The organism is Thermostichus vulcanus str. 'Rupite', from assembly GCF_022848905.1.
GTDB lineage: Bacteria > Cyanobacteriota > Cyanobacteriia > Thermostichales > Thermostichaceae > Thermostichus > Thermostichus vulcanus_A.
The window spans coordinates 6,659-31,244 of record NZ_JAFIRA010000005.1 but is presented as its reverse complement, the minus strand read 5'-3'; the positions used below and the strand labels follow the sequence as shown (position 1 = coordinate 31,244).

Sequence of the window (24,586 nt, the reverse complement as noted above, 5' to 3'; positions counted from 1 at the left end):
GGATCCGAAAAGAATCTCTACTGAGGCACTTTTATGTGTGGGCGATTTAGTTTGGCGGTGGATCCGGAAGTGCTCATGCAGCATTTCGATTTGCATCTGGATGCCCAAGAAGATGCCCAAGAAGCCGGGATCCCGCCACTGGCCCCCCGCTACAACATTGCCCCTTCTCAGCCTGTACTGGCGGTGGTGGCTTTCGAGGCAGGGGGATCCCTTCCCCGCAAAGCAACCCATTTTCGCTGGGGTTTGGTGCCCGCCTGGAGCAAGGTATTTAAGGGGGGATGGATCAATGCCCGCTCTGAAACGGCAGCTGAGAAGCCTTCCTTCAGAACGGCACTTCGGCGACGGCGCTGTTTGATCCCGGCGGATGGCTTTTACGAGTGGACGGGATCCGGCAAAACCAAGCAACCCTACTGGATTCATCTGCAAGAACGGCCTGTGTTTGCCTTTGCAGGCATTTGGGAACGTTGGCAAGGGCCGGAAGGGTCTGTAATTGAGACCTGTGCCATTCTCAACACCACCGCCAATGCGTTGATGCAGGTGCTGCATGAGCGTATGCCCGTAATTTTGCCTCCAGAAGCCTATGATGACTGGCTGGATCCGAACCTTCAGGATCCCAGGCGGGTTGTGTCGTTGTTGCGCCCCTTTCCCCCTGAGGCGATGGTGGCTTATCCGGTCAGTACCCATGTGAATTCCCCCCGTCACGAGGATCCCGCCTGTCGAGAGCCGGTCGGAGAGCCGGTTACAGTTCTGTCGCTAGGGAGCACGGCGGTAGCGCATTCCCGGCAGTTGGATCAGCCAACCCTCTAGCTCCATCATCAGCAAGGTACTGGACAGAGTGGTGATCTCCATCTGGGTGGCCTGGGCTAGAGCATCAATGCCTATGGGTTCGGATCCCAAAACTTGCCAAAGGAGCTGTTGATTCGGATCCGTGGGGCTAGCTTGGGCCTTCCCGGATCCGGTAGATTCAGCGTCTGCTGTTTCCCGAGGGGATCCCTGAACCAACTGCAAATCTGCCAACAAGCTCTCGATCCCCAAAATCATGCCCGCGCCTGTCCGGATCAGGTTGAGGCAGCCGCGGGCCGCCGCTGTATTGATGTTGCCCGGCAGGGCATACACCTCCCGCCCGTAGTTGTTGGCCAAATACGCAGTGATCAGGGCACCAGAGTGATCGGGGGCTTCCATGACCAGCGTGGCACGGCACAAGCCAGCGATGATGCGATTGCGTTGGGGGAAATGTTCTTTGGCAGGGGGCGTACCGGGCGGATATTCACTGAGGATCGCCCCTTGCGTTTGAATGCGCTGGTGCAACGGTCGATGTTGGGCGGGATACACCACATCCACGCCGGTGCCGACCACAGCAAGGGTTTTGCCCCCGGCATCCAAACAGGCTTGGTGAGCCACACCATCGATCCCCGCCGCCAACCCCGATACCACCACACATCCGGCTTCGGCTAGGGCAGCGCCGATCTGCTTTGTCCAATGCCGACCATAGGCGGTGGGGGCACGGGTACCGACGATGGCAATGGCCGGCTGTTCCCAGGTGGGACACTCTCCCAGCACGTAAAGAATCGGCGGCGGATCCGGCAACTGCCACAGCAAGGGCGGATAGTCGGGATCGGCGGGGGTGAGGAAGGGGATCCCTGGCTTGAGGGTTTGCTCCAGGACTTGCTCCGGGATCAGGTGCAGACGGGCGGCTTGGATCGACTGGGCTAGTGTAGGGCCAATTCCCTCTACCTGTTGCAAGGCCAGTTCATCTGCTTCCCAGGCCCGTTGTAAAGAGCCAAAACACTCCCGTAGCCGCTTCAGACGGTGGGGACCAATTCCCTTCACCTGTGCCCACGCCAACCAGTAGGGTCGTTCCTGCGCTGCACGGTTCAGAGAGTCATTCAAGGGATCCATGGGAGCGGGGGGGGGGAGCAGGGCAGATAATCTCGAGGTCCTGAGCAAGGGGATCACAACCGTTGGGACACCTTTTGGGGAGGGTTCGTTCCCATTTACGGTTGGATCCCCATTCGTCTCCCGGTTGCTTTGATGATAGTTCAGACACTCTCTGGGATCAGATCTCCCTCGGTAAGTAGGCCGTTCTCGGGCCAGAAAGATTCTCCTTTACAGCAGAGGCCGGATCCCGACAGCCCCAGCCCTCAGGGATCCAGCGCTTCTGTTCGCCAGTCTTGAATAGGATTCTGCTGAATATCAAAATCGCATCTACCGCAATAATAATTTCGAATAAATACTATACAAGAGTAGTAGCCGAACAGCCAACAGAGAAAACAAATTAAAACCCTGAGACAAACAAAGGATTAACCCCACAAGACAAGAATACACGAAATTTCACAGAGAGATAGGCAAATTCTCGAAAATGGCTAAAATCTTCCTCGCCATCTTTTATTTTTTGGAGTTTTTAATCCGTTGCTTTTCATAAGAAAACCAAAAATTTAGGCTACAAAAGATGGATCCAATTGATGACACAAAACAAAATCAATTTTACATCTCAGCCCTCTGTTCCCCATCTAGGGAACAGGCGATTTTCCAGTCTAGGCAAGGCTTAGGTGTATGATTGTCCCTTTTAAGCCTGTTGCGATTGTCTCTCGTTGTCACCATTAAAGCGCCAGCATTTTTATCTGTAAAGCAATCTTACTTCTGGCTATATCTATCCCAATATGTATTCCCTGCCAATGAAATACGCGATAGAGAATACCTCTTAAGCCATTATGGAAAAAATGTCGCATCTCCCTAGAAAGCTCTTTCTTTTCTTGCCAAGGCTGCTCACGACGGAAAGCTAGGATGGACAAGAATTGTGCCTCTGGGCACTGTATTGAGGACAATTTGTGCGTTCCGCAGAGCCAGAACTAATTCATTGACGGATACGCACAGGTGGTGTTTGATGGAATCCATGGTCACTGCTCTCCACCACTTGTAGGCCCTGCGCCATGTCAGTTCGGCAATCCAGTTCCCCGACCCGCTCACGAGATAAAACCGTGGTTTGCACTGCTTCCCCAGATCCCATGCCCTCCTCCAAAGATGCCGTTTCGATTACCCGTGCCAAACGATCTGCAGAGCAGGCCAGCTCGCCCGAGCGATCTGCCAAGTTGATTCCTCAGGGATCCCTGCAGCTTTACACCCACCCCAGTCGGGGCACCTTTACTCCCGTCATGGCTCAAGCCTTGCGATTGGCAGGTCAGGGAACCCAGGTGCTGATCGTGCAATTTCTCAAGGGTGGAATTAACCAGGGGCCAGAGAATCGTCTTTTGCTGGGTAGCTCATTGGAGTGGGCGCGCTGTCGGCTCCACCGCTGTATTGATACCCCCCAGTTGGATCCCGAGGAACGGGTGGCTCTGGATGAGCTGTGGCACTTTACCCAAGCGGCTGTGGGCAGTGGCCGTTATGACTTGGTGGTGTTGGATGAGCTGAGCTTGGCCATGAAGCTGGGCCTGATCCCGGAGGAGGAGGTGCTGGCTCTGATCGATCAGCGGCCCATTTCCATGGATATGGTGATCACCGGCCCGGAGATGCCCGATTCACTGCTGGAACGGGCAGATTTAATCACCCAGTTACGCCAACGCTTACGTGCCTTAGAGCCGACGTCTTCTGTCAGCCCTTCCTTTTCAGGTTGAGCTGGGACATGGGATCCTCTTGGCTTTGGCGGTTCTCCGGATCCCAATATGGAACAGAGCAGGGATCCCTCACTTAATCACACCATCTGGAGAACCAACAAACTCTTCTGCTGGTGTTGACGGGGATCCCTCGCCTTGTCCACCTCAACCGCACCGATTGGAGGGATCCCATCAACGCTGCACGGGGAACCCTAAGCTGTTGCCCTGTGGGCCGGCTGGGCGTTGGCAAAGCCTGTCGAAGACATACGCGCTCGTGGGGGGGCAACTGATTCCACTGAAATTTCATGATTGAGCAAAGCCAAGCTGAGCTGATCCAACATCTCCAGGTCAATTTCGGAGTAGCGGTGCTGAAACAGGAGATCGTTGATTAAATTTTCCTGGCCCAAACTCAAGAATCGATTGCGGAACACCTGCTCTACGACTTCTTGGATGCTAGAAGCCGTCAAAGAGGCTGTATTAAAAGGAGAAGTAGTCATGGCGTATTCTAGCGTGGGTTTAGGTAACGTTGTTCAATTTGCTGCATGGATAAACGAGAAACCCCAGACTGACGCTGGTCAGGAGAAGAGGCGTCGTTCTGCCACTTGAGGGAAATCCCCAAGAGCTCTCCCAACGGCAGGTTCTCACTCAACAGGGCTGCCAAGCGGTAGGCGCGGTAATCCAGGGTTGGATCGACGGTAGTTATCATCCGTATTTCCTCGGGACTTCTCTTGTTCATGCCCCTATCTTAGGCATCGACTGGGGAAAAACCAGGGAAAAACCGAGAATATACGTAAGTCATTTGCACTCTTTGCCTACGCAATTTGGCGGATGCGAGCCGCAATCCTCACAGTTCTTAAGACCTGCTTTAGGATCGGTAACGGGGGAGAAGTGAATCTGGGCAATCTCAGGTCAATCTCAGTTAGGGATCCCAGCCCACCAAGGCAGCGATTTCCGAAGCTAAGGTGGCGGCATTAAAGGGTTTGCTGATGATCCCATTCGCTCCCAAATGTGCAAAGGAGCTATCCTGAGCATTCTTAACCTTGGCCGAGAGGAAAATGACCGGGATCCCTTGGGTTTCCGGCAAGGCTCGCAGACGGGCTAAAGTGGTTGGGCCGTCCATGTCTGGCATCATCACATCCAGCAGGATTGCTTCCGGTTGCTCTTGGGCTGCTTTCTGGATCCCTTCTGGGCCGGATCCCGCTGTTAAGACCTGCCAGCCGGCCAAGTTTTCTAGGATCAGCTGGGTCATCTCCCAGATATCGGGTTCGTCATCAATAATCAAGAGGCGATGGGTCATGAGGCTTTGGCTAGCAGTTGGTGTACCCGTTCTTGGAACTCCGCTGGACTGATGCGTCCCTTGGTGAAGACCTGGGTGAACTGGGATTGTAGGCGGACACGCTCCCGATATTCCACATCGCGGGCGGTATAGATCAGGATGGGAATCGGTTTGGCAGGAGGATTTTTATCCAACCAATCCAGGAGGGCAAATCCCTCATCTCCAGCCAGTTCCAAATCCAGAATAATCAGATCCGGCCGAGAGGTTTGGCAATGGCGAATCGCATTGCGGGCAGAAGCAACCGCCACGAACTCGGTATCCTCCCGCTCCAACAGCAAACTCAGGATGTAGCAGAGATTGGCATCATCCTCAACGAGCAAAACCTGCTGTGACATGACCCGCCCCAACAAGAACTGTAAATCTTAGGAATCTTTTCTAGCTAACTCAGATTAGCGAGGGAGTGGGGTAAGACCGGGGAAAAGTTATTAGTCGGTGCTTTCGTTGCTCACAAAGGCGGCTGCATTTGGTTCGGCTGATTCCAATGCGTGTTTCAGGGTATGCCAGGCCAGGTTGGCACACTTAATTCGAACCGGAAACTGGGCTACCCCTTTCATGGCATTCAGGGCCCGTTGTTCTCGGGGAAACTCTTCCCCCCCCCGCATCATGGCTTGAAATCGCTCGATTAACTGCATCGCCTCCGGTATGGTTCGCCCTCGTAGAGCATCCGCCATCAAATCTGCTGAAGCAAGAGCTATGGCACAGCCTTCCCCCTCAAATTTCACATCTGCAATTCGCTCTTGGGCCGGATCCAGTTGCAGGGTGAGATCGATAGTATCGCCGCAGGAGGGATTGTGCCCCCGTTGGTAACGATGAACGGGATCCACTTTGCCACGGTTGTGGGGCTTTTTGTATCGCTCCAGAATGACTTGCTGATAGAGTCCGCGCAGGTTATCTAGAGGCATTCGTACTCCTGGCTGGCTGCTGCTCTCGCAAAGGGAAAGGGAGGCTGATGGGTAGGGATTCTTGATGCTGATCCTGGATATTGATCTGATCTTAACCCCGTTCTTGGCGGAGCTTGGGCTAGTGCTCGAAGAGAAGGTACTAGTAGAAAAACTCCCGCCAGCGCACGGGCTTGAGGTTGCGCATGTAGAGCCAGTCAAACAGGTTTTTCAGAACGGTGGCCCAGTACCCCCGCCAGATGAACCACCCCTTTTTGGCAACAGCAATGCGATTGCCCACGGTCACACAGACAAAAGCGGTGGCTTGCGGACGGTAGGGAATGAGGGGTTGGCCCCGAATCAGCCGCAGCAGGTTCTGGGCGGCAATCGGCCCTTGGCGCACCGCATACACCCCTATCTTGGGCAAGCGTCGAGTTTGGGATCCCCAGGCAAAATCGGCACAGTCCCCCATGGCCAAGATCCGTTCTGAGCCTTTTACCCGCAAACATTCATCCACGATCAGGGATCCCTCTGGCCCCACCGGCAATCCACATTCCGACAGCCACTGCGGCACTTGTAATCCCCCGGCCCACAGGCGAGTTTGCGCCAACAGTTCACGGCCATCCTCTAACCACACCTGCTCCGGCCCAAAGGCTTTCACCTGGCATTCCGCCCAGATTTCCACCCCCAAACGGCGGATCCCGGTTTCGATGCAGCGACTGAAGCGGTTGTTTTGACCCTCTTTTTCAACCGCAATGCCGGTGGCAAGATATCGGTTGCGGTTGATCAACACCCATCTGGCCTGAGTGAGCGGGATCCCGGTTGTGGCGCTCATCTCTTGGCAGAGATCGTACAGTTCTCCCATCAGCTCGGTACCGGTGCAGCCTCCCCCCGCAACAACAAATGTGAGCAACCCCGGCGTCGGATCCCCCTGTGCTGCCCGGCGCCAACAGTCCCGGATCCAGGTTTGAGCTGCCAGCAGTTGTTCGGCAGGACGAATGGTAAAAGCGTGGTGGATCCCCGCGATTGTGCGCAGCTCCCGGCCCACATTCACCAGGAGGTAGTCATAGGCAAGCCTTCGTCGGCCCAGTTCCGTTTGAACCGTGAGGGTTTGCACCTCGGGCTGGATCTGGGTCACCCGCCCCTGAACATACTCTGCCCCATTGGTGTGAATATGCTCCAACAGCGGGATCCGCACCAAGTCCAGAGAGAACCGGCCACTCAAAAGCCGCGTGGACATGCCGGAATTGACAATATAAGGGTAGGGATTGATGGCAATCACCCGTGCTTGACCTTTGAGGGCCCGCAAAGCATCGATGGCCCCGTAACCACATCCGGCCAAGATCACCGTGGGCAGGGATCCCGTCATTTTTCTAGGGGGTAGTCTTGGGGGTCGCTGGCGGCCCATTCGTAGATGGATCCCGGATAATTCTTCGCCCGCAAGCCCAAGTTCGCCAAAACGGTGGTCAACCAAGCCGAGCGGATCCCGGCTGTGCAGTAGGAGATGATCTCGGCCTCTGGATTAACCCCTGCCTTTTGCAAGCGGGCGCGAATTTCCTCAGGTGGCAAGAGGGATCCCTGGGCATCCATCAGCTCTTTGTAATGAAGGTGAACCGCACCGGGAATATGCCCGCCGCGCGCTTCTCCATAGGGAGTAGCCCCCTCATATTCTTTGGCTTCACGGCTATCAATGATCACCACGCTATCGGATCCGAGGCTGGCCTGTAGGGTATCGCGATCAATGGTCCAGAGGTCAGTGCGTTGTACCTCAAAGTCACCCCGTTGTGGCGCGGTCAAGGTTGTCGTGGTCGGGATCCCTAACGTCACCAAGGCCCCATAGCCCCCATCCACCATCACCGCCTGGGAATGACCGAGGCTGCGCAACATCCAAACAATCCGCCCATCTTCTCCCCAACCTTGAACCGAGTCCCCCACCACCACTACTGGGCGATTCTGAAACACCCCCAGTGCCTGCAATTTCTCCGTCAGAAGGGCATCATCTGTCAAAAGTTTGCCGTTGTGGGGCGCTTCCTGTTGCGAGAATTCCCTCCAAGGGGCAAGAACGGATCCCTTGAGGAACCCCTGTGGGTGCAACTCCGCGTCTCGGGCATCGAGGAGGGTCGCTCCCTGCTGGATCAGTTCGCTGGCGGTTTCGGGACTAACCACCCATTCCTGAAGTTGCGCCATAGATTCAGCCTGAGCAGCAGCAGAAAACCAACCAGGAACGGGAACAGAAAAGATCCGCACCCAGGTATCCCCTGCCCACATCAATCCAAGGATCCCTGAGGTGAGCAGCAAGCGGGATAGGGTGCGCATCATCGTGTGACTTCTGGGGAAAAGCGAAAGGGCTGTAGGTTTATTAAATTTATCTTACACTTGCTTATTTCACCACTTTACCGGCTTGCCAAGTGTTTTTACACCAACTTTCGTCAAGCTTGCTCAGCCGCAATTTCATCCTGTTGTGCTTGCTCCAGAAATAGATAGAGATAGGCTTTCTCAATCCAAGGAAAGGTGGAACTGCGCTCACATTCCTGATAGGCTCCACACTGTCATTGAAAGATTGAATTGAAAGATTTGCCAATTCTGGCCATTGTATCGCCAAAATTTCTGAAGCGGATTTGCTGGCTTGGTTTCAGAATCCAACTTACAGCCTTTTAATGCTCCGCAGTCGCGTGTCACGTAGCATTAGCGTTGCGTGTAGCAACAATACCTACGGCAGGCTGCGCCATCCCATCAAGTGAACGTGGGTTTGCGACAACAACTGTTGTGTCCTTACCCTATTTTGAAAGCGCTAGAGTGCTCCGCACCGCTGTCGCGAAGGGGATTCCCCCGTGCTAGGTGACTAACGGTCGCGCTAGCGTGCCCTTGGCGCAAAGGGCTGTAATGCTCATCAGGTAGGTGATGGCGCGGTTTTGTTGCTCCGACACCTCAGGTAGTACGGATCCCTGGATCCCAGTTACCGTTGAGTCCTCTGCTTGTCCTTGATTCATGGCCTACGACAACGTCTGTAAATATCTGGTGGAGCTTTTCCCTGAACAATTTGCTCAGTGGCTGCTCGGATCCCCTCTTTCTCTGACGCAATTGGATCCAACTGAATTGTCAGCAGAGCCTATTCGAGCGGATTCGGTGATACTGCTCAGTGACTTTGACCAGATTCTTCATCTGGAGTTTCAGACAGATCCAGATCCTCAATTGCCCTTTCGAATGGCAGATTATCGTCTGCGTCTTTATCGCAAATATCCACAGCGGCGGGTGCAACAGCTTGTGGTTTATTTGCGCCGCAGCGGATCCTCATGGGTATTTGAGACAGAGTTTCGTGCTGATGAGCTAAGGCACCGATTTGGGGTGCTGCGATTGTGGGAACAGGATCCCGCTTCATTGCTGGCTCTACCCGGACTTTTGCCATTTGTCCTGTTGACCCAAATGGATCAAGCTCCAGAGATCATGCTCAGACAGGTGGCTGGGCAACTTCAGCAGATAGAGGATCCCCGGATCAAGGGAGATCTGAAAGCGTCAACAGCAGTCTTGGCGGGGCTAGTATTGGACAAAGAGGTCATCAGGCAAATCCTAGAGGAGATCGATATGCGGGAATCAGTGATCTATCAAGAGTGGCGAGCCGAAGCTCTCAAAGAAGGGCGCCAGGAAGGATTGCAACAGGGATTGCAACAGGGATTGCAACAGGGAGAACTTCAACTAACCCTGCGTCAGCTGGAACGTAAGTTCGGATCCCTATCTTCTGAGCTGGAGGCTCGGATCCGCGCCTTGCCGCTGGATCAGCTGGAAAACTTGGCCGTGGCTCTGCTGGACTTTACTTCTGAAGCGGATTTGCTGGCTTGGTTTCAGAATCCGACTTAATCTTTGCTCATCAGGTAAGTGATGGCGCGGTTCTGTTGCTCCGATATTTGCCGCAGTTCAGCAATGCTGGCTTGCAACTCAGCAATGCTGGTTCGCAGCTCGACAATGCTGGTTCGCAGCTCGGCAATGCTAGCCCGCAGCTCAGCAATATCACGGGTATTTTGCCGGGTTTCTTGGGTGAGGGTTTCCAAAATGCTGTAGAGGTGCACCCGATCCTCTGCTAGGGTTTGCACAGTTTGATAGAGAGTGCCAATCGCACGGCGTGTTTCTTCTCGATCCTCTGCTAGGGTTTGCACAGTTTGATAGAGAGTGCCAATCGCACGGCGTGTTTCTTCTCGATCCTCCGTTAGAGCTTGAATGGCACGGGTATTAGCGGCAGTCTGCTCGGCCACAGTCATCAAAATGGCCTCGATGCGATCCAGACGGTCTGACATGTGTTGCTCTCAACAGCTTGGGATCCCATTCTAGTCAGGCCACAGCCAGATCCTTTTCCGCGAGAGTTCTTGAATGCTTTCTTCACTAGGATGACCTGTTTGATTCGATTTCCTAACCCTTCTGTGACAAGGAGCGGGGGAATATCAATGGCTGGCCAGGGGCAAAAGGGAACATCAGGGTGGATCCCTTCTCGCAATCATCGACTGTCCCCATCTGCAATGACTGTAATACGCTCGGCAGTAATTGCTGCCGGGATCCGTCCTTCTACGTCAGCGACAATAGCAAACCGAACGGTGCCTTCCATCTCCACGGGATCCCCAGGTTGTAAATCTAACCAACTGGCAGGGCGGCCAAGGCGTGTAACTTGGGCATTCTCTGCAGGAACCACTGAAATCCAGGTGCCTGCATAGCGCTCTAAACTTGGGCTGACCTCTTCTAAGTTGACCCCAATCCACCCTTCAGTTCGGTTGAGGAGTCGCACAGTTCCAGTTAGCTGGAAAGGCTGCCCTTCTTCTGCTAGTTCTATAGGCTCATTCAGAACCTCTGTATTCAGGGGCCGCAAGCGAGCCAACTCCACCCGCCACCCCTCAGGTCTGCGATAAAGGGTGACATCCATTGCCGAGCGCAAACGCCCATCCTCTAAAGGCTCATAAAAAGCCAACTGAGATCTCAACGGGCGAAAGCGGGGATCCTCCCGATCCGGCTCCGTTAAAAAAGTCTGTAACTCTTCCACCGTGAATTGGAAGCCAAAGGTTGGCACAACTGCTTCGGGAGTCAAAACCGAATCCACCCGGTATACAGCCGTATTACCCACCTCTTGAATCTGGGTAAGGGTGGCATTTTCCGCCGAAGGCCAGGATTGATCCAACGCACCCGGAGGGATCCCTCGCAACAGCCGTGGGGTGAGCAATGCCTCAGCAGTGGCAAAGTCCCGCGCATTGGCAGCCTCCACAAATGCTTGCAAAGTCTGCTCAGCTGTTTTGACCTGCCAGCAGCCGCTCAGAGGCAGTAGAGCCAAAACCAGAAAAAACCACGGTCTCACGTCAACACCATCCCGGAAACAATGACAGCGCCTAAGCTCCCAACCACCCATGCACTATGGGTTTTCTGAAGGTTCCTCAGCTTCGGTTGAGGAGGAATCAGCGGCTCCTGGGTTCTGTAATTCGGATCCCTGGGGGGCTAGCTGAAGTTGAGGGGTTGTGTCCGGCCTAGAAGCCTCCCCTTCTGGGGCATCCGGTTGCCAAACCTCGATCCGCCAGCCTGCCTCCTGCCGGTAAAGAGTGATCTTGACGCGAGAGATAACGGTGTCTCCCTCCAGGCGCATCCCAACCAACTGTGAGGCCAACTGTTGGTAGTTCGGATCCGCAAAATCCGGCTCGGTTAAGTAGCTGCGCAGGGTTAGGGGATCTAGCCCCAGGCGCTGCCCTGCATCTTCCAGCGAACTTGTCCCTTCCACCCAGACGTAGGCGGTGTTGCCAGTCACCTCTTGGTTGCGTATCTGTGGATTCTCCCCGACCAAGCCCCAGATTGAGGGTAGAGAGCCGGGCCGTAGGGCATTACTGAAGCGCTCGGTCAGGTAGCTATCCGCAGTACCCCAGTCCCCCTTGTCGGTAGCCGCAATAAAGGTATTCACAACTTCGTCAGGGGCTTGCACGGGTGCTGCCTGGGTACAGGCGATCCCTCCCCACAGGGCGACGACGGTAATCCAGACAGGGAAACGGCGCAACATGAACACCCCTTAAAACTCAATCCACTGCTTCCTAACTTATCAAACTTTTCTAGCCCCTCAAGGCAAATTCCGAACCAGCTAGGAACAGGCATGGGGAAGAGAACAAGTAGATGAGATGCTATTATAGTCCAGCGACTTCAGTGAGTAGGTGTAACTTATGGGGATGTGTACTACTCCCGATGAATATAATGAGCTGGGATTGTCACATCACCTGCGGGCCCTACAAGCTCAAACATCTCGGGAACGCCGCGCGGCCTGGGCTCTAGCTCTTGCTTCTTGGCGTCAAGGGCTGGATCTTGATCCGACTCATCTTCCTTGCCAACTAAATCGTCTTCATGCATTACTTGCTCTAGGAAGCTTTCATACCGTTATTCAAGAAGGGAAAGATCTTCTCTCTAAATTGCTAACTGAACGCTACCTCGAGGATCCCACTCTGGGATTATCTGGCTTGGAAACCAAGCTAGTCTGGGATCCCACAAAACTGGCTGATACTACAGCAAGCCATAGCGCGGGCGGAAAACCATCAGGGCGAATCAAAAAAACAGTTGCCAAATCACAACTGGATCTCAGAGAGCGGTATCTACATGCTTTAGCCCGCTGGTTAGCTCACCACAGTGGAGTTGCTTATCGGCCTGAAGCTTTGCCCTACTGGCGGCTGGCAGCAGCGATTGATCCTGAGGATCTAGAGGCGCAAATGGTTGTAGCCATGAATGCAGTTGCTCAAGCACAACCAGAGGGCCCTTTCCTACTGCAAAGAATTGCCAGTCGTTACCCGAACCAGAGAGAGAGAGCCATTCAAGCTCTCAAGCTTGCCCTTAATCACTACGTTCAGCAGGAGCAATCCCCCATAGTAGAACCCGATTCAGAGGCAGAAGCAACACCTCAAGAAGAAGGCAAGGGTTCTAGCTCGAAAGAAAAACTTGAAATATGGATCCAGTATGAAGGATACAAGTTCAACCTAGAACCTAATCTGAGAAGCATTGTAACTTTTGTCCTCCTGACTCAAGATCGCTGGTTTGAAAGTGAAATTGAGCTGTGCAGGCAAATACTCAAGCCTGGCATGAATGCTATTGATGTAGGCGCCAATGTTGGTGTCTATACATTTTTGTTTGCTCGTTGTGTGGGTAAGTCCGGAAAAGTCTACGCCATCGAACCAACACCGGGATGTCTGGAATGTTTGCGGGCTACAACCACTCAAAATAAACTGGACAAGTCCGTACAGGTTATCGAGGCAGCCGTAGGAGAAGAACCCGGCGAAGTTTACCTTGTCGAGGAAGGCGCAAGTGTCTTCAATCGCATCGTTACCGATCCGATGTCGGTAGTGGAAGAAACAAAACCTGTTCAGCAGATCACCCTTGATGAACTGTGGATCTCAGAGGGGAATCCAACCATTGACCTCCTCAAGGTTGATGCAGAAGGGGCAGAGGTTCCTGTCTTGAAGGGCGGGAGAAAAATGATCGAGGCATGTACCCCGGTAATCATGTTTGAGAATCAGCATGCTGGTCAAACAACCGGACTTGAGTCGGCTAGAGTTCTTGCTGAGTTTGGCTACCTCATTTATGTGTATAATCCCCTTCTCAAAGATCTCAGCCCAATTCAGGCTTCTGTTCAGCCTCCTAGTACGTTAAACTTAACCGCTGTACATCCAAATCGATTTCCACTTCTGAGCGAAGCCGGTTTAATCTGAATTATCTGCTGGAGCAAAGTAATGCCTTTCCCAATCAGTGAGATCCTTGGTAAGGATATGCCCTTCATCAAAATTGTGGATGTAGGGGCTATGTTCTTAGGTGGAGATAACTTCGATAAACTCGTTCAGGAGGGACATGCCCAGGTTATTGGATTTGAACCACAAAAAGAGGAATGTGAAAAGTTGAATGCTAGGGCGCTAACTGAAGCTCCAAGTGCAGATAAAGTTAAGCGAACTTATCTCCCCTACTACATTGGTGATGGCTCTCGACGGAAGTTTTACTTGACCAACGTCGGGTACACCTCCTCTCTCTATAAGCCAGACGAGGAAGTATTAAAACACTTTGAGGGATTGTCAGATGTCTGCCAGGTCATACGAACCGAAGAGGTACAAACAACTCGCTTGGACGATATTCCTGAATTAGGGGAAGTTGATTTCCTCAAAATTGATGTTCAAGGTGCTGAACTAGATGTTATTCGAGGCGCAAGCAAAACCCTAAAAAATATTACGGTTATCCAAACAGAGGTCGAATATATTCCAATCTATAAAAATCAAGCTCTTTTTAGTGATGTAGATGTTGCCCTTCGAGAACATGGCTTCTGGTTACATGGCATGACCGGAAACTCTGGGGCTTGCCTCAAGCCCTTTTCTGCCCGTTCCTATCGCCCCTATACCCAAGTTCTCTGGTGCGATTACGTCTATGCTAAGAACTTTATGCAGTTGGAGAGTTTGACACCGCGCCAACGTCTGGTAATGGCTGTCATCCTACACGAAATCTTCCTGTCGTATGATCTCACTGCATTCATTCTCAACGTTCACGATCAGCTCATGCAAACGCGATTCAAAGACTTTTACCTGGCAAAAATGTTTGCAGCCCTGCAAGGTTCATAACGGGAGATCTGTATGATTGTGATCGATGGTGTGATCTGGCAGTCTGAAGGATACTTTCGTTCCAATAGAATTGATCAGTCCCACATGTGGCTGAGTTTGTTTGCAGAGTGGGTTGCAGATAAGAAAGCAACTCAGTTTGTTGTTCTAACTCGTGGACAAACCTGGATGCCCCCAGGGACTTTTTTTTCTGAGATACCCCATTTTTCCTTCGAAGATGCTGAAGATGATCGAGCGGGCTTACAGTCTGCCTGCGACCAACTAGATGCAAGTTTGTTCATCTCAACCGGATATACAACAACGCTAACAACCCCTTCTATTTCATGCATATACGACTTGGAAGCAGAAACTGGCAGCCAGTTTCAATCTGAATATATAGAGAAGAAAAACTCTATCTTGAGTGCCTCACACTACATCTGCTTTTCAGATGATGTTTTATCTGGCTTTCAGACATACTATCCAGGGATCCGTCCAGAACAAATCTCACTTGTTTATCCTGCCATTGGGGGCTGGGCTAAGCCTGCTACCCCTGATGCGATGGCAGAGTTTCGCCGCAAATTTAAATTAACCCGTCCCTTTTTCTTGGCCGTCCTACCCGAACAGCTGACGGACTATCGTGGGATTCAATCCCTTAGCCAAGCCTGGGAACTCCTGCAAGGGCAGAAACTTTCTCGCACAGAGCTGGTCTTTGCTTTTCCCAGCCATATTCCAGTGGATCCTGCTAAGGCTCAACTGCCGCAGGGCAATGGCATCCATTACCTCAGCCTTAACAATCCAGAGTTAGCCTGTGCCTATTCCTCTTCTCTAGCGCTGATCTCCCATTCAACCTTCCGAGCCGACAGCCCTCTTGAGGCCATGGCCTGTGGTTGTCCTGTCATCAGCTATCAGGATGAGCGTTCAGGTGCATCTGGCTTAGAGTCTCTTAAATCCACCCAAACTGCAGAACAGCTCTCTGCCTCCCTGCTGTGTCAAGGATCTGTTCAGCAACTGGCAGAGGCCTTACAACGTATTCAGAACTATCAGGTGAGATCCCCCTTGATTGCAAAAGGGTTAGAGCGGGCCAAGGATTTAAGCTGGTCAGCTGTTGCCAAAAAGTTTTGGAACCTCTTTGAGCAGTTGGCTCCAGAGATGAAGCAAAATCACAAAGAGCGGCAATCTTAGATCAACCTTTCAGATTACGCCCAATTCTACTGACCGCTAACCACAAGGGCTTTCCACATTTGCCGATAGGCCCGTTCCAGAGCACGTGCGTGAGCCTGTGGATCCCGTAGCGGCGATGCCTCCATCATGGAGCGCAAATTGTGCCGCAGGTCTCGCAACCGAGGGAGATCTTCCGCCAGACGCACAGCTATTTCTACATATTCTTCACGAGTTTGCCCAATCAGCTCCGGAAGCCCGACATTGGTGAGGATAGAAACACCCACTCGGCACACATGGGCGTTCCCAGCCAGAACAACCACCGGTACCCCTCCCCACAAGGTTTCACAGGTAGTCGTAGTGCCGTTGTAGGGGAACGGATCTAAGCCAATATCAACTTCGCTATAAACCTGGAAATGTTCGAGAAACCCTTGCCGATCACCTACCAAATGCACCCGTTCCCGCTCAACTCCGCAGCGCTCGAAACGTTCCCAGAAAATCTCACACACACTGCGGTCGGTGTAGCGCATATTTTTCAGCAACAGCCGAGCGGTGGGCAACCGCTTCAAAATTTCCGCCCATACCTCCACCACATTGGGGGTAATTTTAGTGGCATTGTTGCAGCAGCCAAAGGTAATGTAGCCTGTTGCCAAAGCAGGCAGTTCCGATACTGGCGGAAAAGCATCAATGGGGTTGTAGCATAAGAAGCTCTTGGGCAGCCGAATTAACTTTTCCGTGTGATATCTCTCGGTCATACCGGGCGGATCTGCATAAGCATCCGTAATTCGATAATCCACCAGACTCAAACCCGTTGTGTCTGGATATCCCAGATAAGTCGCTTGAATAGGAGCCGGTTTTAAGGCCAGCACATTGAGTCGGTTGTAACCTGTATGTCCCGCCAAGTCTACCAAAATATCGATCTTGTCTTCATGAATTAAAGTCGCCACCTCGAAATCTGAGGATGTTTTAGAAATATCATGCCAAACATCCGCTTTTTCCCTCATCCGTTCTGTTACGGCATCAGAAGTTGGCCCATTCGAATAACAGTGAATCTTAAATTGCTCGTGATCATGATGGTTATAGACATGCTCGAAAAATAAGCTAACCGAGTGCAATTTGAAGTCACCTGAGATATAGCCGATGTTCAACGGGCGCTTCATATCTCGATCCCGATGATAGGGTCGGCGGTACTGAGCTACCGAAGCTTGATAGGCATCGCCCCATTTTTTATGCTCCCGGTAAGTTTCATCGGGGTCAAAATCAGGAGCATAGTGTAAGCCCATCAGGATGTTGCCGTGGAAAGCAATCACCCCCGGAGCCAGCTTGGCCGATTTGCGATAGGCTTTGATGGCTTCATCATGCCGACATTGTTGTAGGAGCGTACCTGCCAGCCCAGCGTAAGTAGAAGGATCCTCCGGGTTAATCTCTAAAGCTCGCTCAAAAGACTCCACAGACTCTGCCAAACGGTTCAAATCTTTGTAGGCAGAACCCAGTGCCCGATGAGCATCCAAAAAGTCTGGCTTAAGGCGAATGGCTTCCTGTAAAACAGGCACAGCCTCAGCATGCCGCCTTTGGTTTTGTAGCATTAACCCCAGATTGCTGTAGGCTTCCCCCAGCTCCGGATCATGGACCAAAGCTTGGCGGTATTGAATCTCCTCCTTCTCCGGTTCATTCAAGTGACGATAGGCGATGCCCATATTGTTGTAAGCTAGGGCAAAGTCCGGCTTGTGCTCCAGAGCAGCCTCAAATAAGGAAATTGCCGCCTTAAACTGCATTTGGTCTAACAACAAACAGCCTGACTCAAAGTAGGCTTCTGCATAATCTGGCCGCCAGCCCAAGGCACGGGTCAGGTGAGACATGCTATCCAACATGCCAGTCGGAAAGGTTTTCCGGAACTCGCGGTCGGACAAGAACCCAGCCAAACCCCGATAGGCCTCGGCGTAGCTTGGTTGTAAACCAATCGCCACATGGTAATAATCAAGTGCTCGTTCCGGTTCCTTCAGCTTGCGAAAGGCTGTAGCCAGGTTAAAGTAAGTCCGCGGGCGATCTGGTTGGAGAGCTAAAGCCGCTTGATAAGCTTCTATCGCTGCGGTCGGTTCTTCTTGATCCAGTAGGGCCGTACCCAGGTTTAGGTGAGCTTCCACCAGAAACGGATCCAGTGTTAGCGCCTTTCGAAAGGCAACAACTGCCTCTTCTAGGTTCCCCTGCTGTGCCAGGGTCAACCCCAAGCCGTTGTACAAGGCTGCCTGTTCAGGGTTTTGTTGAATTAACTGCTGATACAGGGCAATCGCTGATTCAAACTGCTCTGAATCCCGGTATAGATCCGCCAACTGTCGAGCCCGATCGGGTGTGAATTCAGCTTGCAAAGCCAATTCCAGGTGTTCAATAGCCGTCGAGAACCATCCCCTCTGTCGATAAATATGAGCTAGATCGGTCAAGATATGTGGATCCTGTGGCTGAAGGGCCAGCGCCTGCTGATAGTAGTGCTCGGCTTGGTCGTACTGGCCCAGTTGAAAATGACAAAGGCCAAGGTTAAATAGAGCCTGCAAATGGTCAGGTTGGAGGGCAGCCGCGTGCGTGTACTGGCTAATGGCCTCTTCTAACTTGCCCAGGGCCTGGAATACTGCCCCAAGGTTGCTGTGAAAAGCAGCCTGTTTAGGGTTGATCTGGATGGCTTGAGAAATTAAAGCCACCGCCTCCTCAAGATGACCCGTTTGATAGTAAAGAATGCCCAGAAGGTGCAGTACATCCGGTTGGTCGGGCTTTAGGCTGAGCACCTGACGATAGGCCGCCTCTGCCTGCTGCAGTTCTCCAGACTGATGCCACTGGGTTGCCGCTTGAAAGGTTGCCGCAAAGGTATCGGGTGTCACTTGAGCTGGATCCTTGAACTTCACAGGCTCTAATTATATTATCTGGCTAGGTGAATGGGCCTAAGTTAAAGTGATCCTGAGGTGAATCAGGATACGGGCTACAACACTGGTATTAAAAAAAAAGCGGGCCTGAGGTTTCAGCACCCGCTTCACTGTTGGCCTAGAAAACTAGCTCATCAGAGCAACCCTCTACCGAGGGATGGTGAAGGTCACATCCAAGCGGGGCCCACGAGCCGTGGTGATCGGGGCAGTACCCGTGCCAGGGTCCTTATCAAACTCAGCCCGGCACACACCGTTGCTACCTTGGCTGACCTCGAAGTTGGCTCCACCCGCATTGGCTACCACACTGCTGGCACTGGCCGTACCCAAGCTCACCGTCGAGAACAGATCAATCGTGGCAGCCAAATTACCCAAGAAGATGGGATTAAACTGCCCAAAGGCATTGACCTGACTCTGCGAAGTTGCTCCCGTTACAACTACAGGTTGGGTAGTGACGCTAATCGAGTTCCCTGGGAACAGAATAGCTAGTGCGGCAGGCGGAACAGCATTGCTAGCCGAGAAGGTGACAATGGAACTCGAAGGATTGATGGTTCCCACAAACGTAGAACCACTGACAACTACAGTGACCGTGTTCGGGTTAACCTGCAATCCAAAAGTCGCGTTAACCGTAGCGGCATTTGTTATAACCTCACCACCATTATCCCGAGTGATCAACGTCTGGGCGAAGGTGGCATTGCCCACGGCTTCAAACTGCACATTCTGAGTCGGCAGGTTAAAGCTGAAAGACTGACTAATCGTGCCCACACTCAGCAGCGAAGGCGTGGCTTGGTTGTTGAACACCTCACGGGCACACTGCAGACGAATCTGGTAGAACCGGCTACCCGAAACAGAACGCTGCACACCCGGTGCCACATCAGCCACCCGCGGCCCTGCCGATATATCCCCACCCAGTACATTGCCATTGATGCTCAAAGCAATGAAACTCGGAGTCGAGGCAGGAGCAAAGAAATCGCTAGAAACCACATTGTTGGGTGCACCCAAGGTCACTTCCTGGAACACCACGTTGTTCGCAGGAATGTTGTGCGGAGTCGGATCCAAGAAGAAAAAGCCCAGACCCGTATCCCCAAACCCAGGCAGAGAAACACTGTCATTCGACGGTAGCTGCACCAAGGTCAACCGCGCACTCTGCACCACCGCGTTGGCAGGAATCGAAGACGGAATCGGGAAGGACAACAGCGCACGATAGTCGGTGCGCACACCCACCGGCACATTCTCAGCTGGGCTAGTCCGGCGAATACCGTAACCCACCGGAATCACCACCGGGTTAGAGAAGATCTGACCATTCGGGGTCACTGCAGCAAACTGACTGGCCAAGAAGCTAATCGGGCCAGGCCCAACCGCAGTCGCGCCAGTGGTGAAGGTGAAAGTCTGTGGACTGGGGAACAAAGGCCGTCCATCCGCAAACAGATCTGGCACATTAGAAATGGTCAGAGTGTAGGTCTGATCATTCACCAACGGCGAGTTGGGAGTGCAGACAACTTCTGTAGAGTCAAAGTTGAACTCACAGGTTGTGGAAACGGTAGCCCCGCTGCTGGCACGAATCGTGAAGGATGACGCGAAGGGAGCCGCATTGACAGAAGTCCCGAAACGGAAACGGAAAGAGGTGTCAATGCTAACACCGGTAACTGTACCACCTGGCAGAAGACCCGTGGTTTCACCTAAACCAGAACCACCACTGCTGGTCCGGGTAACAACGACACTGAGCAGCAGGTTCTGAGGAGTTGGGGTTGGGGGCGGAGCCGGAGGAGCCGGGGGAGCTGGCGGCGGAGCCGGAGGCGGGGGAGGGGGCAGGGGCACAGTGCTGGAAGAGCTGTCATCGCTACAACCAGCCAAAATCATCGGTAGCATCACTACTGCGGATGCCAGCGACAGAGACCCAAGTGACTTCATCAGCCACTTATATGATTTTCCGTTCATTCTTTCTCCTCTTTACCAAAAAAGTAGGGTTCGGCTGAACACTTCCCTTAACTTACCCGATCAGGTTTTCTAAGGCAACTGAAGGCCCTGGGAGATTGCCAATCGACTGGGAGACGCATACACGCCTGTGTCAGCGGTTGCTCTGGACATAAAGCATGTTCCCAAAGCCAAAGTAGAGAGAGTGTAGAAAAAGCGGGCCTGAGGTTTCAGCACCCGCTTCACTGTTGGCCTAGAAAACTAGCTCATCAGAGCAACCCTCTACCGAGGGATGGTGAAGGTCACATCCAAGCGCGGCCCACGCGCCGTGGTAATCGGAGCAGTACCCGTGCCCGGATCCTTATCAAACTCAGCCCGGCACACACCATTCACACCCTGACTGACCTCGAAGTTGGCTCCACCCGCATTGGCTACCACACTGCTGGCACTGGCCGTACCCAAGCTCACCGTCGAGAACAGATCAATCGTGGCAGCCAAATTACCCAAGAAGATGGGATTAAACTGCCCAAAGGCATTGACCTGACTCTGCGAAGTTGCTCCCGTTACAACTACAGGTTGGGTAGTGACGCTAATCGAGTTCCCTGGGAACAGAATAGCTAGTGCGGCAGGCGGAACAGCATTGCTAGCCGAGAAGGTGACAATGGAACTCGAAGGATTGATGGTTCCCACAAACGTAGAACCACTGACAACTACAGTGACCGTGTTCGGGTTAACCTGCAATCCAAAAGTCGCGTTAACCGTAGCGGCATTTGTTATAACCTCACCACCATTATCCCGAGTGATCAACGTCTGGGCGAAGGTGGCATTGCCCACGGCTTCAAACTGCACATTCTGAGTCGGCAGGTTAAAGCTGAAAGACTGACTAATCGTGCCCACACTCAGCAGCGAAGGCGTGGCTTGGTTGTTGAACACCTCACGGGCACACTGCAGACGAATCTGGTAGAACCGGCTACCCGAAACAGAACGCTGCACACCCGGTGCCACATCAGCCACCCGCGGCCCTGCCGATATATCCCCACCCAGTACATTGCCATTGATGCTCAAAGCAATGAAACTCGGAGTCGAGGCAGGAGCAAAGAAATCGCTAGAAACCACATTGTTGGGTGCACCCAAGGTCACTTCCTGGAACACCACGTTGTTCGCAGGAATGTTGTGCGGAGTCGGATCCAAGAAGAAAAAGCCCAGACCCGTATCCCCAAACCCAGGCAGAGAAACACTGTCATTCGACGGTAGCTGCACCAAGGTCAACCGCGCACTCTGCACCACCGCGTTGGCAGGAATCGAAGACGGAATCGGGAAGGACAACAGCGCACGATAGTCGGTGCGCACACCCACCGGCACATTCTCAGCTGGGCTAGTCCGGCGAATACCGTAACCCACCGGAATCACCACCGGGTTAGAGAAGATCTGACCATTCGGGGTCACTGCAGCAAACTGACTGGCCAAGAAGCTAATCGGGCCAGGCCCAACCGCAGTCGCGCCAGTGGTGAAGGTGAAAGTCTGTGGACTGGGGAACAAAGGCCGTCCATCCGCAAACAGATCTGGCACATTAGAAATGGTCAGAGTGTAGGTCTGATCATTCACCAACGGCGAGTTGGGAGTGCAGACAACTTCTGTAGAGTCAAAGTTGAACTCACAGGTTGTGGAAACGGTAGCCCCGCTGCTGGCACGAATCGTGAAGGATGACGCGAAGGGAGCCGCATTGACAGAAGTCCCGAAACGGAAACGGAAAGAGGTGTCAATGCTAACACCGGTAACTGTACCACCTGGCAGAAGACCCGTGGTTTCACCTAAACCAGAACCACCACTGCTGGTCCGGGTAACAACGACACTGAGCAGCAGGTTCTGAGGAGTTGGGGTTGGGGGCGGAGCCGGAGGAGCCGGGGGAGCTGGCGGCGGAGCCGGAGGCGGGGGAGGGGGCAGGGGCACAGTGCTGGAAGAGCTGTCATCGCTACAACCAGCCAAAATCATCGGTAGCATCACTACTGCGGATGCCAGCGACAGAGACCCAAGTGACTTCATCAGCCACTTATATGATTTTCCGTTCATTCTTTCTCCTCTTTACCAAAAAAGTAGGGTTCGGCTGAACACTTCCCTTAACTTACCCGATCAGGTTTTCTAAGGCAACTGAAGGCCCTGGGAGATTGCCAATCGACTGGGAGACGCATACACGCCTGTGTCAGCGGTTGCTCTGGTTACTCCGTAAATCATACAGGCAGATCCGCGCAGTTTGACAAGTATTGCTGTTTTTTTCTGGCTGGGCGGGGCAGAAAGCTTGGGAAAAAGGGATCCATATCGATTGGAACCTATTGAGGTGGTAGGGACAGAGTCTTCTTGACCCTCAACGGGTAGCGTCTTAGAGAAGTTGCTCCACTTGGGCTAGGGGGATCTGCAGGAGTTCGGCAATTTGGGCCGGGATTCAACTCGGCTAGGTAAACCCGTTGCACCCAACCGATTGTTAGAAGAGGCTGTCGGTACGCATCGGTGGGGCTATTTCTGAGGATTTTCAGTCAGCCGGCAAGGGCTAGAACCGTTACTGGGCAGGGGGTTTGGGGGTGTTTCTGTAAAAAACAGGAAGATTTGCCTATTTCCCTCCAGAATTGTGCTTGATCCGGGGCAGAAGGGTGGCAGGATGAGGAGTGGATGTTTTTCACTGGAGACACAACCAGGATGGCTACCTATAAGGTCACTCTGATCAACGAAGAGCAAGGCTTGAACACCACCATCGAAGTACCGGATGACGAGTACATTTTGGATGTGGCTGAGGAGCAAGGCTTGGAGCTGCCCTATTCCTGCCGCGCGGGAGCCTGCTCAACCTGTGCGGGCAAACTGACCAGCGGCACGGTGGATCAAAGCGATCAATCCTTCCTGGATGATGATCAGATCGAGGCGGGCTATGTGTTGACCTGCGTGGCTTACCCTACCTCCGACTGCACCATCATCACCCACCAAGAAGAAGAGCTTTATTGAATCAGGCCGCTCCCCGGCTTCATCCTTGCCCCCTGGCTGACCAATTCCCCCTCGGCATCGTTTGTTGAGGGGGTTGTTTTGGCTGGGTGGAGCCAGCCGCTGCGCCCAGTTGCAGCCTCTTTATTGAGGGTTTTTATTGTGGGTTAGTAGAGTTGAGGTGATGGGCGATAAGGGCCTCTAGCTTGGCAGGCCAGTCTGGGTCTTGCTGAGGATTGACGGGGGTGCGACTGGGATCCGCTTTCATCCTGTCTACCAGTTCTTGAGCAGCCAAAGGATCGCCGCTTTCATCCACAGACTGGATGAGTTCGGGGGTACTCAGGCTTTTGTAGATTGGCATCGCGGGATCCTTAGCTCGATAGATCAATTGCAGACAAGGCTACGATGGCGAATAAGCAAGTCCTGGCTGAGCAAGTTCTATGGCTTTGGCAACAGGTTCTACCCTGACAACAGAGTCCGATCACCTAACCCTGGCAGAATACCTTACCTATGCCGATGGCAGTGATATTCGCTACGAGTTGGTGGCGGGGGAGCTGGTTCCTATGGCACTGCCAACTGGACGGCACACAGAGATTCAAAAATTTCTGAGTCGGGTTTTTGATGCGGAGATCTCCCGACAGCAGTTGGCTTGGACAACTGTACAAGGGGGGCTGGGAGTGCAATCGCCACGGGGGAATCGCTGGGATACGGTGCGGATCCCGGATGTGGTGGTGCTGACGGAGGAGCAATGGCAGGGGTTACAAGGGCGAGAGGCGTTGATCCGCTTGAATGAGCCGCCCCCACTTTTGGTGGTGGAGGTGGTGAGCGAGTCGAGCCGGGCCAGTGATTATCGCGCCAAACGGGCGGAATACAGTGTGTTGGGGATTGGGGAGTATTGGATTGTCGATCCATTAGAAGAGAAGGTGAGCCTGCTGCTGTTGCATGAGGGGTGGTACGACCCGCTGGAACTGAAGGGATCCGATGCCGTCAAGTCTGAGCTGTTCCCAGGGCTGGAATTGCGAGCGGAGCAGATACTGGCTGCGGATTCGAGTTATTCTGGTAAAGCTACGGGGAGTTAGCTCAGCTGGTAGAGCGCTGCGATCGCACCGCAGAGGTCAGGGATTCGAATTCCCTACTCTCCATTTTTTACGATCCATCCTGACCGAGCAGAGGTCAGGGATGCGTGGGCGAAGCCTCCCTATTTCCTACTCTCCATTTTTTACGATCCATCCTGACCGAGCAGAGGTCAGGGATGCGT

25 protein-coding genes and 1 tRNA gene are annotated in these 24,586 nt (G+C 53.1%); 9 read left to right on the top strand and 17 right to left on the bottom strand.

Annotated features, from left to right (window positions below; genetic code table 11):
* Positions 1 to 33 precede the first annotated feature (33 nt).
* Positions 34 to 807, top strand: coding sequence for an SOS response-associated peptidase (locus tag JX360_RS03410; protein ID WP_244349176.1), 774 nt, complete (start codon positions 34 to 36; stop codon positions 805 to 807).
* Here the strand turns inward: JX360_RS03410 and dprA are convergent.
* Both dprA and JX360_RS03400 read right to left on the bottom strand, forming a co-directional pair.
* Positions 754 to 1,899 (bottom strand): DNA-processing protein DprA, encoded by a 1,146-nt coding sequence (gene dprA, locus JX360_RS03405; RefSeq protein ID WP_425244349.1) that lies wholly within the window; start codon positions 1,897 to 1,899, stop codon positions 754 to 756. The two genes, JX360_RS03410 and dprA, sit on opposite strands and share 54 nt — an antisense overlap.
* 955 nt (positions 1,900 to 2,854) lie before the next feature.
* Positions 2,855 to 3,007 (bottom strand): hypothetical protein, encoded by a 153-nt coding sequence (locus tag JX360_RS03400; RefSeq protein ID WP_244349174.1) that lies wholly within the window; start codon positions 3,005 to 3,007, stop codon positions 2,855 to 2,857.
* On the opposite strand from JX360_RS03400, the gene JX360_RS03395 reads away from it, so the two are divergent.
* A complete protein-coding gene (locus JX360_RS03395) occupies positions 3,006 to 3,614 on the top strand; it encodes a cob(I)yrinic acid a,c-diamide adenosyltransferase (RefSeq protein WP_244349173.1) in 609 nt (202 codons plus the stop codon). The two genes, JX360_RS03400 and JX360_RS03395, sit on opposite strands and share 2 nt — an antisense overlap.
* A gap of 191 nt (positions 3,615 to 3,805) precedes the next feature.
* Here JX360_RS03395 and JX360_RS03390 read toward each other — a convergent pair whose 3' ends face one another.
* From JX360_RS03390 to JX360_RS03355, 8 genes are all read right to left on the bottom strand, one after another.
* Positions 3,806 to 4,090, bottom strand: coding sequence for a hypothetical protein (locus tag JX360_RS03390; protein WP_244349172.1), 285 nt, complete (start codon positions 4,088 to 4,090; stop codon positions 3,806 to 3,808).
* Positions 4,091 to 4,098: 8 nt separating this feature from the next.
* Complete coding sequence (locus JX360_RS03385; protein ID WP_244349171.1) at positions 4,099 to 4,299, bottom strand: hypothetical protein; 201 nt, start codon at positions 4,297 to 4,299, stop codon at positions 4,099 to 4,101.
* A gap of 213 nt (positions 4,300 to 4,512) precedes the next feature.
* A complete protein-coding gene (locus tag JX360_RS03380; protein ID WP_244349170.1) occupies positions 4,513 to 4,890 on the bottom strand; it encodes a response regulator in 378 nt (125 codons plus the stop codon).
* Complete coding sequence (locus JX360_RS03375) at positions 4,887 to 5,264, bottom strand: response regulator (protein WP_244349169.1); 378 nt, start codon at positions 5,262 to 5,264, stop codon at positions 4,887 to 4,889. Before JX360_RS03375 ends, JX360_RS03380 begins: the two co-directional genes overlap by 4 nt.
* 90 nt (positions 5,265 to 5,354) lie before the next feature.
* Positions 5,355 to 5,831: a Fe-S cluster assembly sulfur transfer protein SufU gene (sufU, locus tag JX360_RS03370; protein ID WP_244349168.1), complete on the bottom strand. Its 477-nt coding sequence runs from the start codon at positions 5,829 to 5,831 to the stop codon at positions 5,355 to 5,357.
* Positions 5,832 to 5,970: 139 nt separating this feature from the next.
* A complete protein-coding gene (locus JX360_RS03365; RefSeq protein WP_244349167.1) occupies positions 5,971 to 7,215 on the bottom strand; it encodes an NAD(P)/FAD-dependent oxidoreductase in 1,245 nt (414 codons plus the stop codon).
* Positions 7,173 to 8,126, bottom strand: coding sequence for a sulfurtransferase (locus JX360_RS03360; RefSeq protein ID WP_244349166.1), 954 nt, complete (start codon positions 8,124 to 8,126; stop codon positions 7,173 to 7,175). Before JX360_RS03360 ends, JX360_RS03365 begins: the two co-directional genes overlap by 43 nt.
* A gap of 515 nt (positions 8,127 to 8,641) precedes the next feature.
* Positions 8,642 to 8,797 (bottom strand): hypothetical protein, encoded by a 156-nt coding sequence (locus JX360_RS03355; protein WP_244349165.1) that lies wholly within the window; start codon positions 8,795 to 8,797, stop codon positions 8,642 to 8,644.
* Between JX360_RS03355 and JX360_RS03350 the strand changes: the two genes are divergently transcribed.
* Positions 8,796 to 9,662, top strand: a complete 867-nt coding sequence (locus JX360_RS03350; RefSeq protein ID WP_244349164.1) for an Rpn family recombination-promoting nuclease/putative transposase — start codon at positions 8,796 to 8,798, stop codon at positions 9,660 to 9,662. The genes JX360_RS03355 and JX360_RS03350 overlap by 2 nt on opposite strands.
* Here the strand turns inward: JX360_RS03350 and JX360_RS03345 are convergent.
* From JX360_RS03345 to JX360_RS03335, 3 genes are all read right to left on the bottom strand, one after another.
* On the bottom strand, positions 9,659 to 10,096 hold the full coding sequence (locus tag JX360_RS03345; RefSeq protein WP_244349163.1) for a hypothetical protein: 438 nt from the start codon (positions 10,094 to 10,096) through the stop codon (positions 9,659 to 9,661). The two genes, JX360_RS03350 and JX360_RS03345, sit on opposite strands and share 4 nt — an antisense overlap.
* A 197-nt stretch (positions 10,097 to 10,293) precedes the next feature.
* Complete coding sequence (locus JX360_RS03340) at positions 10,294 to 11,139, bottom strand: hypothetical protein (RefSeq protein ID WP_244349162.1); 846 nt, start codon at positions 11,137 to 11,139, stop codon at positions 10,294 to 10,296.
* A gap of 54 nt (positions 11,140 to 11,193) precedes the next feature.
* Positions 11,194 to 11,826 (bottom strand): hypothetical protein, encoded by a 633-nt coding sequence (locus JX360_RS03335; protein WP_244349161.1) that lies wholly within the window; start codon positions 11,824 to 11,826, stop codon positions 11,194 to 11,196.
* Positions 11,827 to 11,989: 163 nt separating this feature from the next.
* Between JX360_RS03335 and JX360_RS03330 the strand changes: the two genes are divergently transcribed.
* From JX360_RS03330 to JX360_RS03320, 3 genes are all read left to right on the top strand, one after another.
* Entirely contained in the window at positions 11,990 to 13,513 is a 1,524-nt protein-coding gene (locus JX360_RS03330; protein ID WP_244349160.1) for an FkbM family methyltransferase, read from the top strand.
* A gap of 21 nt (positions 13,514 to 13,534) precedes the next feature.
* Positions 13,535 to 14,404, top strand: a complete 870-nt coding sequence (locus tag JX360_RS03325; RefSeq protein ID WP_244349159.1) for an FkbM family methyltransferase — start codon at positions 13,535 to 13,537, stop codon at positions 14,402 to 14,404.
* Between the two features lie 393 nt (positions 14,405 to 14,797).
* Entirely contained in the window at positions 14,798 to 15,562 is a 765-nt protein-coding gene (locus tag JX360_RS03320) for a glycosyltransferase family protein (RefSeq protein WP_244349158.1), read from the top strand.
* 26 nt (positions 15,563 to 15,588) lie between these two features.
* On the opposite strand, the gene JX360_RS17690 is transcribed toward JX360_RS03320, so the two are convergent.
* From JX360_RS17690 to JX360_RS03305, 3 genes are all read right to left on the bottom strand, one after another.
* On the bottom strand, positions 15,589 to 18,408 hold the full coding sequence (locus tag JX360_RS17690) for a tetratricopeptide repeat protein (protein ID WP_244349157.1): 2,820 nt from the start codon (positions 18,406 to 18,408) through the stop codon (positions 15,589 to 15,591).
* A 189-nt stretch (positions 18,409 to 18,597) separates the two neighbouring features.
* Positions 18,598 to 20,307: an Ig-like domain-containing domain gene (locus JX360_RS03310; protein ID WP_244349156.1), complete on the bottom strand. Its 1,710-nt coding sequence runs from the start codon at positions 20,305 to 20,307 to the stop codon at positions 18,598 to 18,600.
* Between the two features lie 336 nt (positions 20,308 to 20,643).
* Entirely contained in the window at positions 20,644 to 22,353 is a 1,710-nt protein-coding gene (locus JX360_RS03305) for an Ig-like domain-containing domain (protein ID WP_244349155.1), read from the bottom strand.
* A 699-nt stretch (positions 22,354 to 23,052) separates the two neighbouring features.
* On the opposite strand from JX360_RS03305, the gene JX360_RS03300 reads away from it, so the two are divergent.
* The gene (locus tag JX360_RS03300; protein ID WP_235278964.1) at positions 23,053 to 23,352 is read left to right on the top strand and encodes a ferredoxin; all 300 of its coding nucleotides are present in this window, start codon (positions 23,053 to 23,055) and stop codon (positions 23,350 to 23,352) included.
* 133 nt (positions 23,353 to 23,485) lie between these two features.
* Here JX360_RS03300 and JX360_RS03295 read toward each other — a convergent pair whose 3' ends face one another.
* Complete coding sequence (locus JX360_RS03295; RefSeq protein WP_244349154.1) at positions 23,486 to 23,689, bottom strand: hypothetical protein; 204 nt, start codon at positions 23,687 to 23,689, stop codon at positions 23,486 to 23,488.
* Positions 23,690 to 23,768: 79 nt separating this feature from the next.
* Here JX360_RS03295 and JX360_RS03290 point away from each other — a divergent pair, with 79 nt between their 5' ends.
* Both JX360_RS03290 and JX360_RS03285 read left to right on the top strand, forming a co-directional pair.
* Complete coding sequence (locus tag JX360_RS03290; protein ID WP_244349153.1) at positions 23,769 to 24,407, top strand: Uma2 family endonuclease; 639 nt, start codon at positions 23,769 to 23,771, stop codon at positions 24,405 to 24,407.
* Positions 24,398 to 24,470 (top strand) — tRNA-Ala (locus tag JX360_RS03285). The genes JX360_RS03290 and JX360_RS03285 overlap by 10 nt, the downstream gene beginning before the upstream one ends.
* Positions 24,471 to 24,586: the final 116 nt, after the last annotated feature.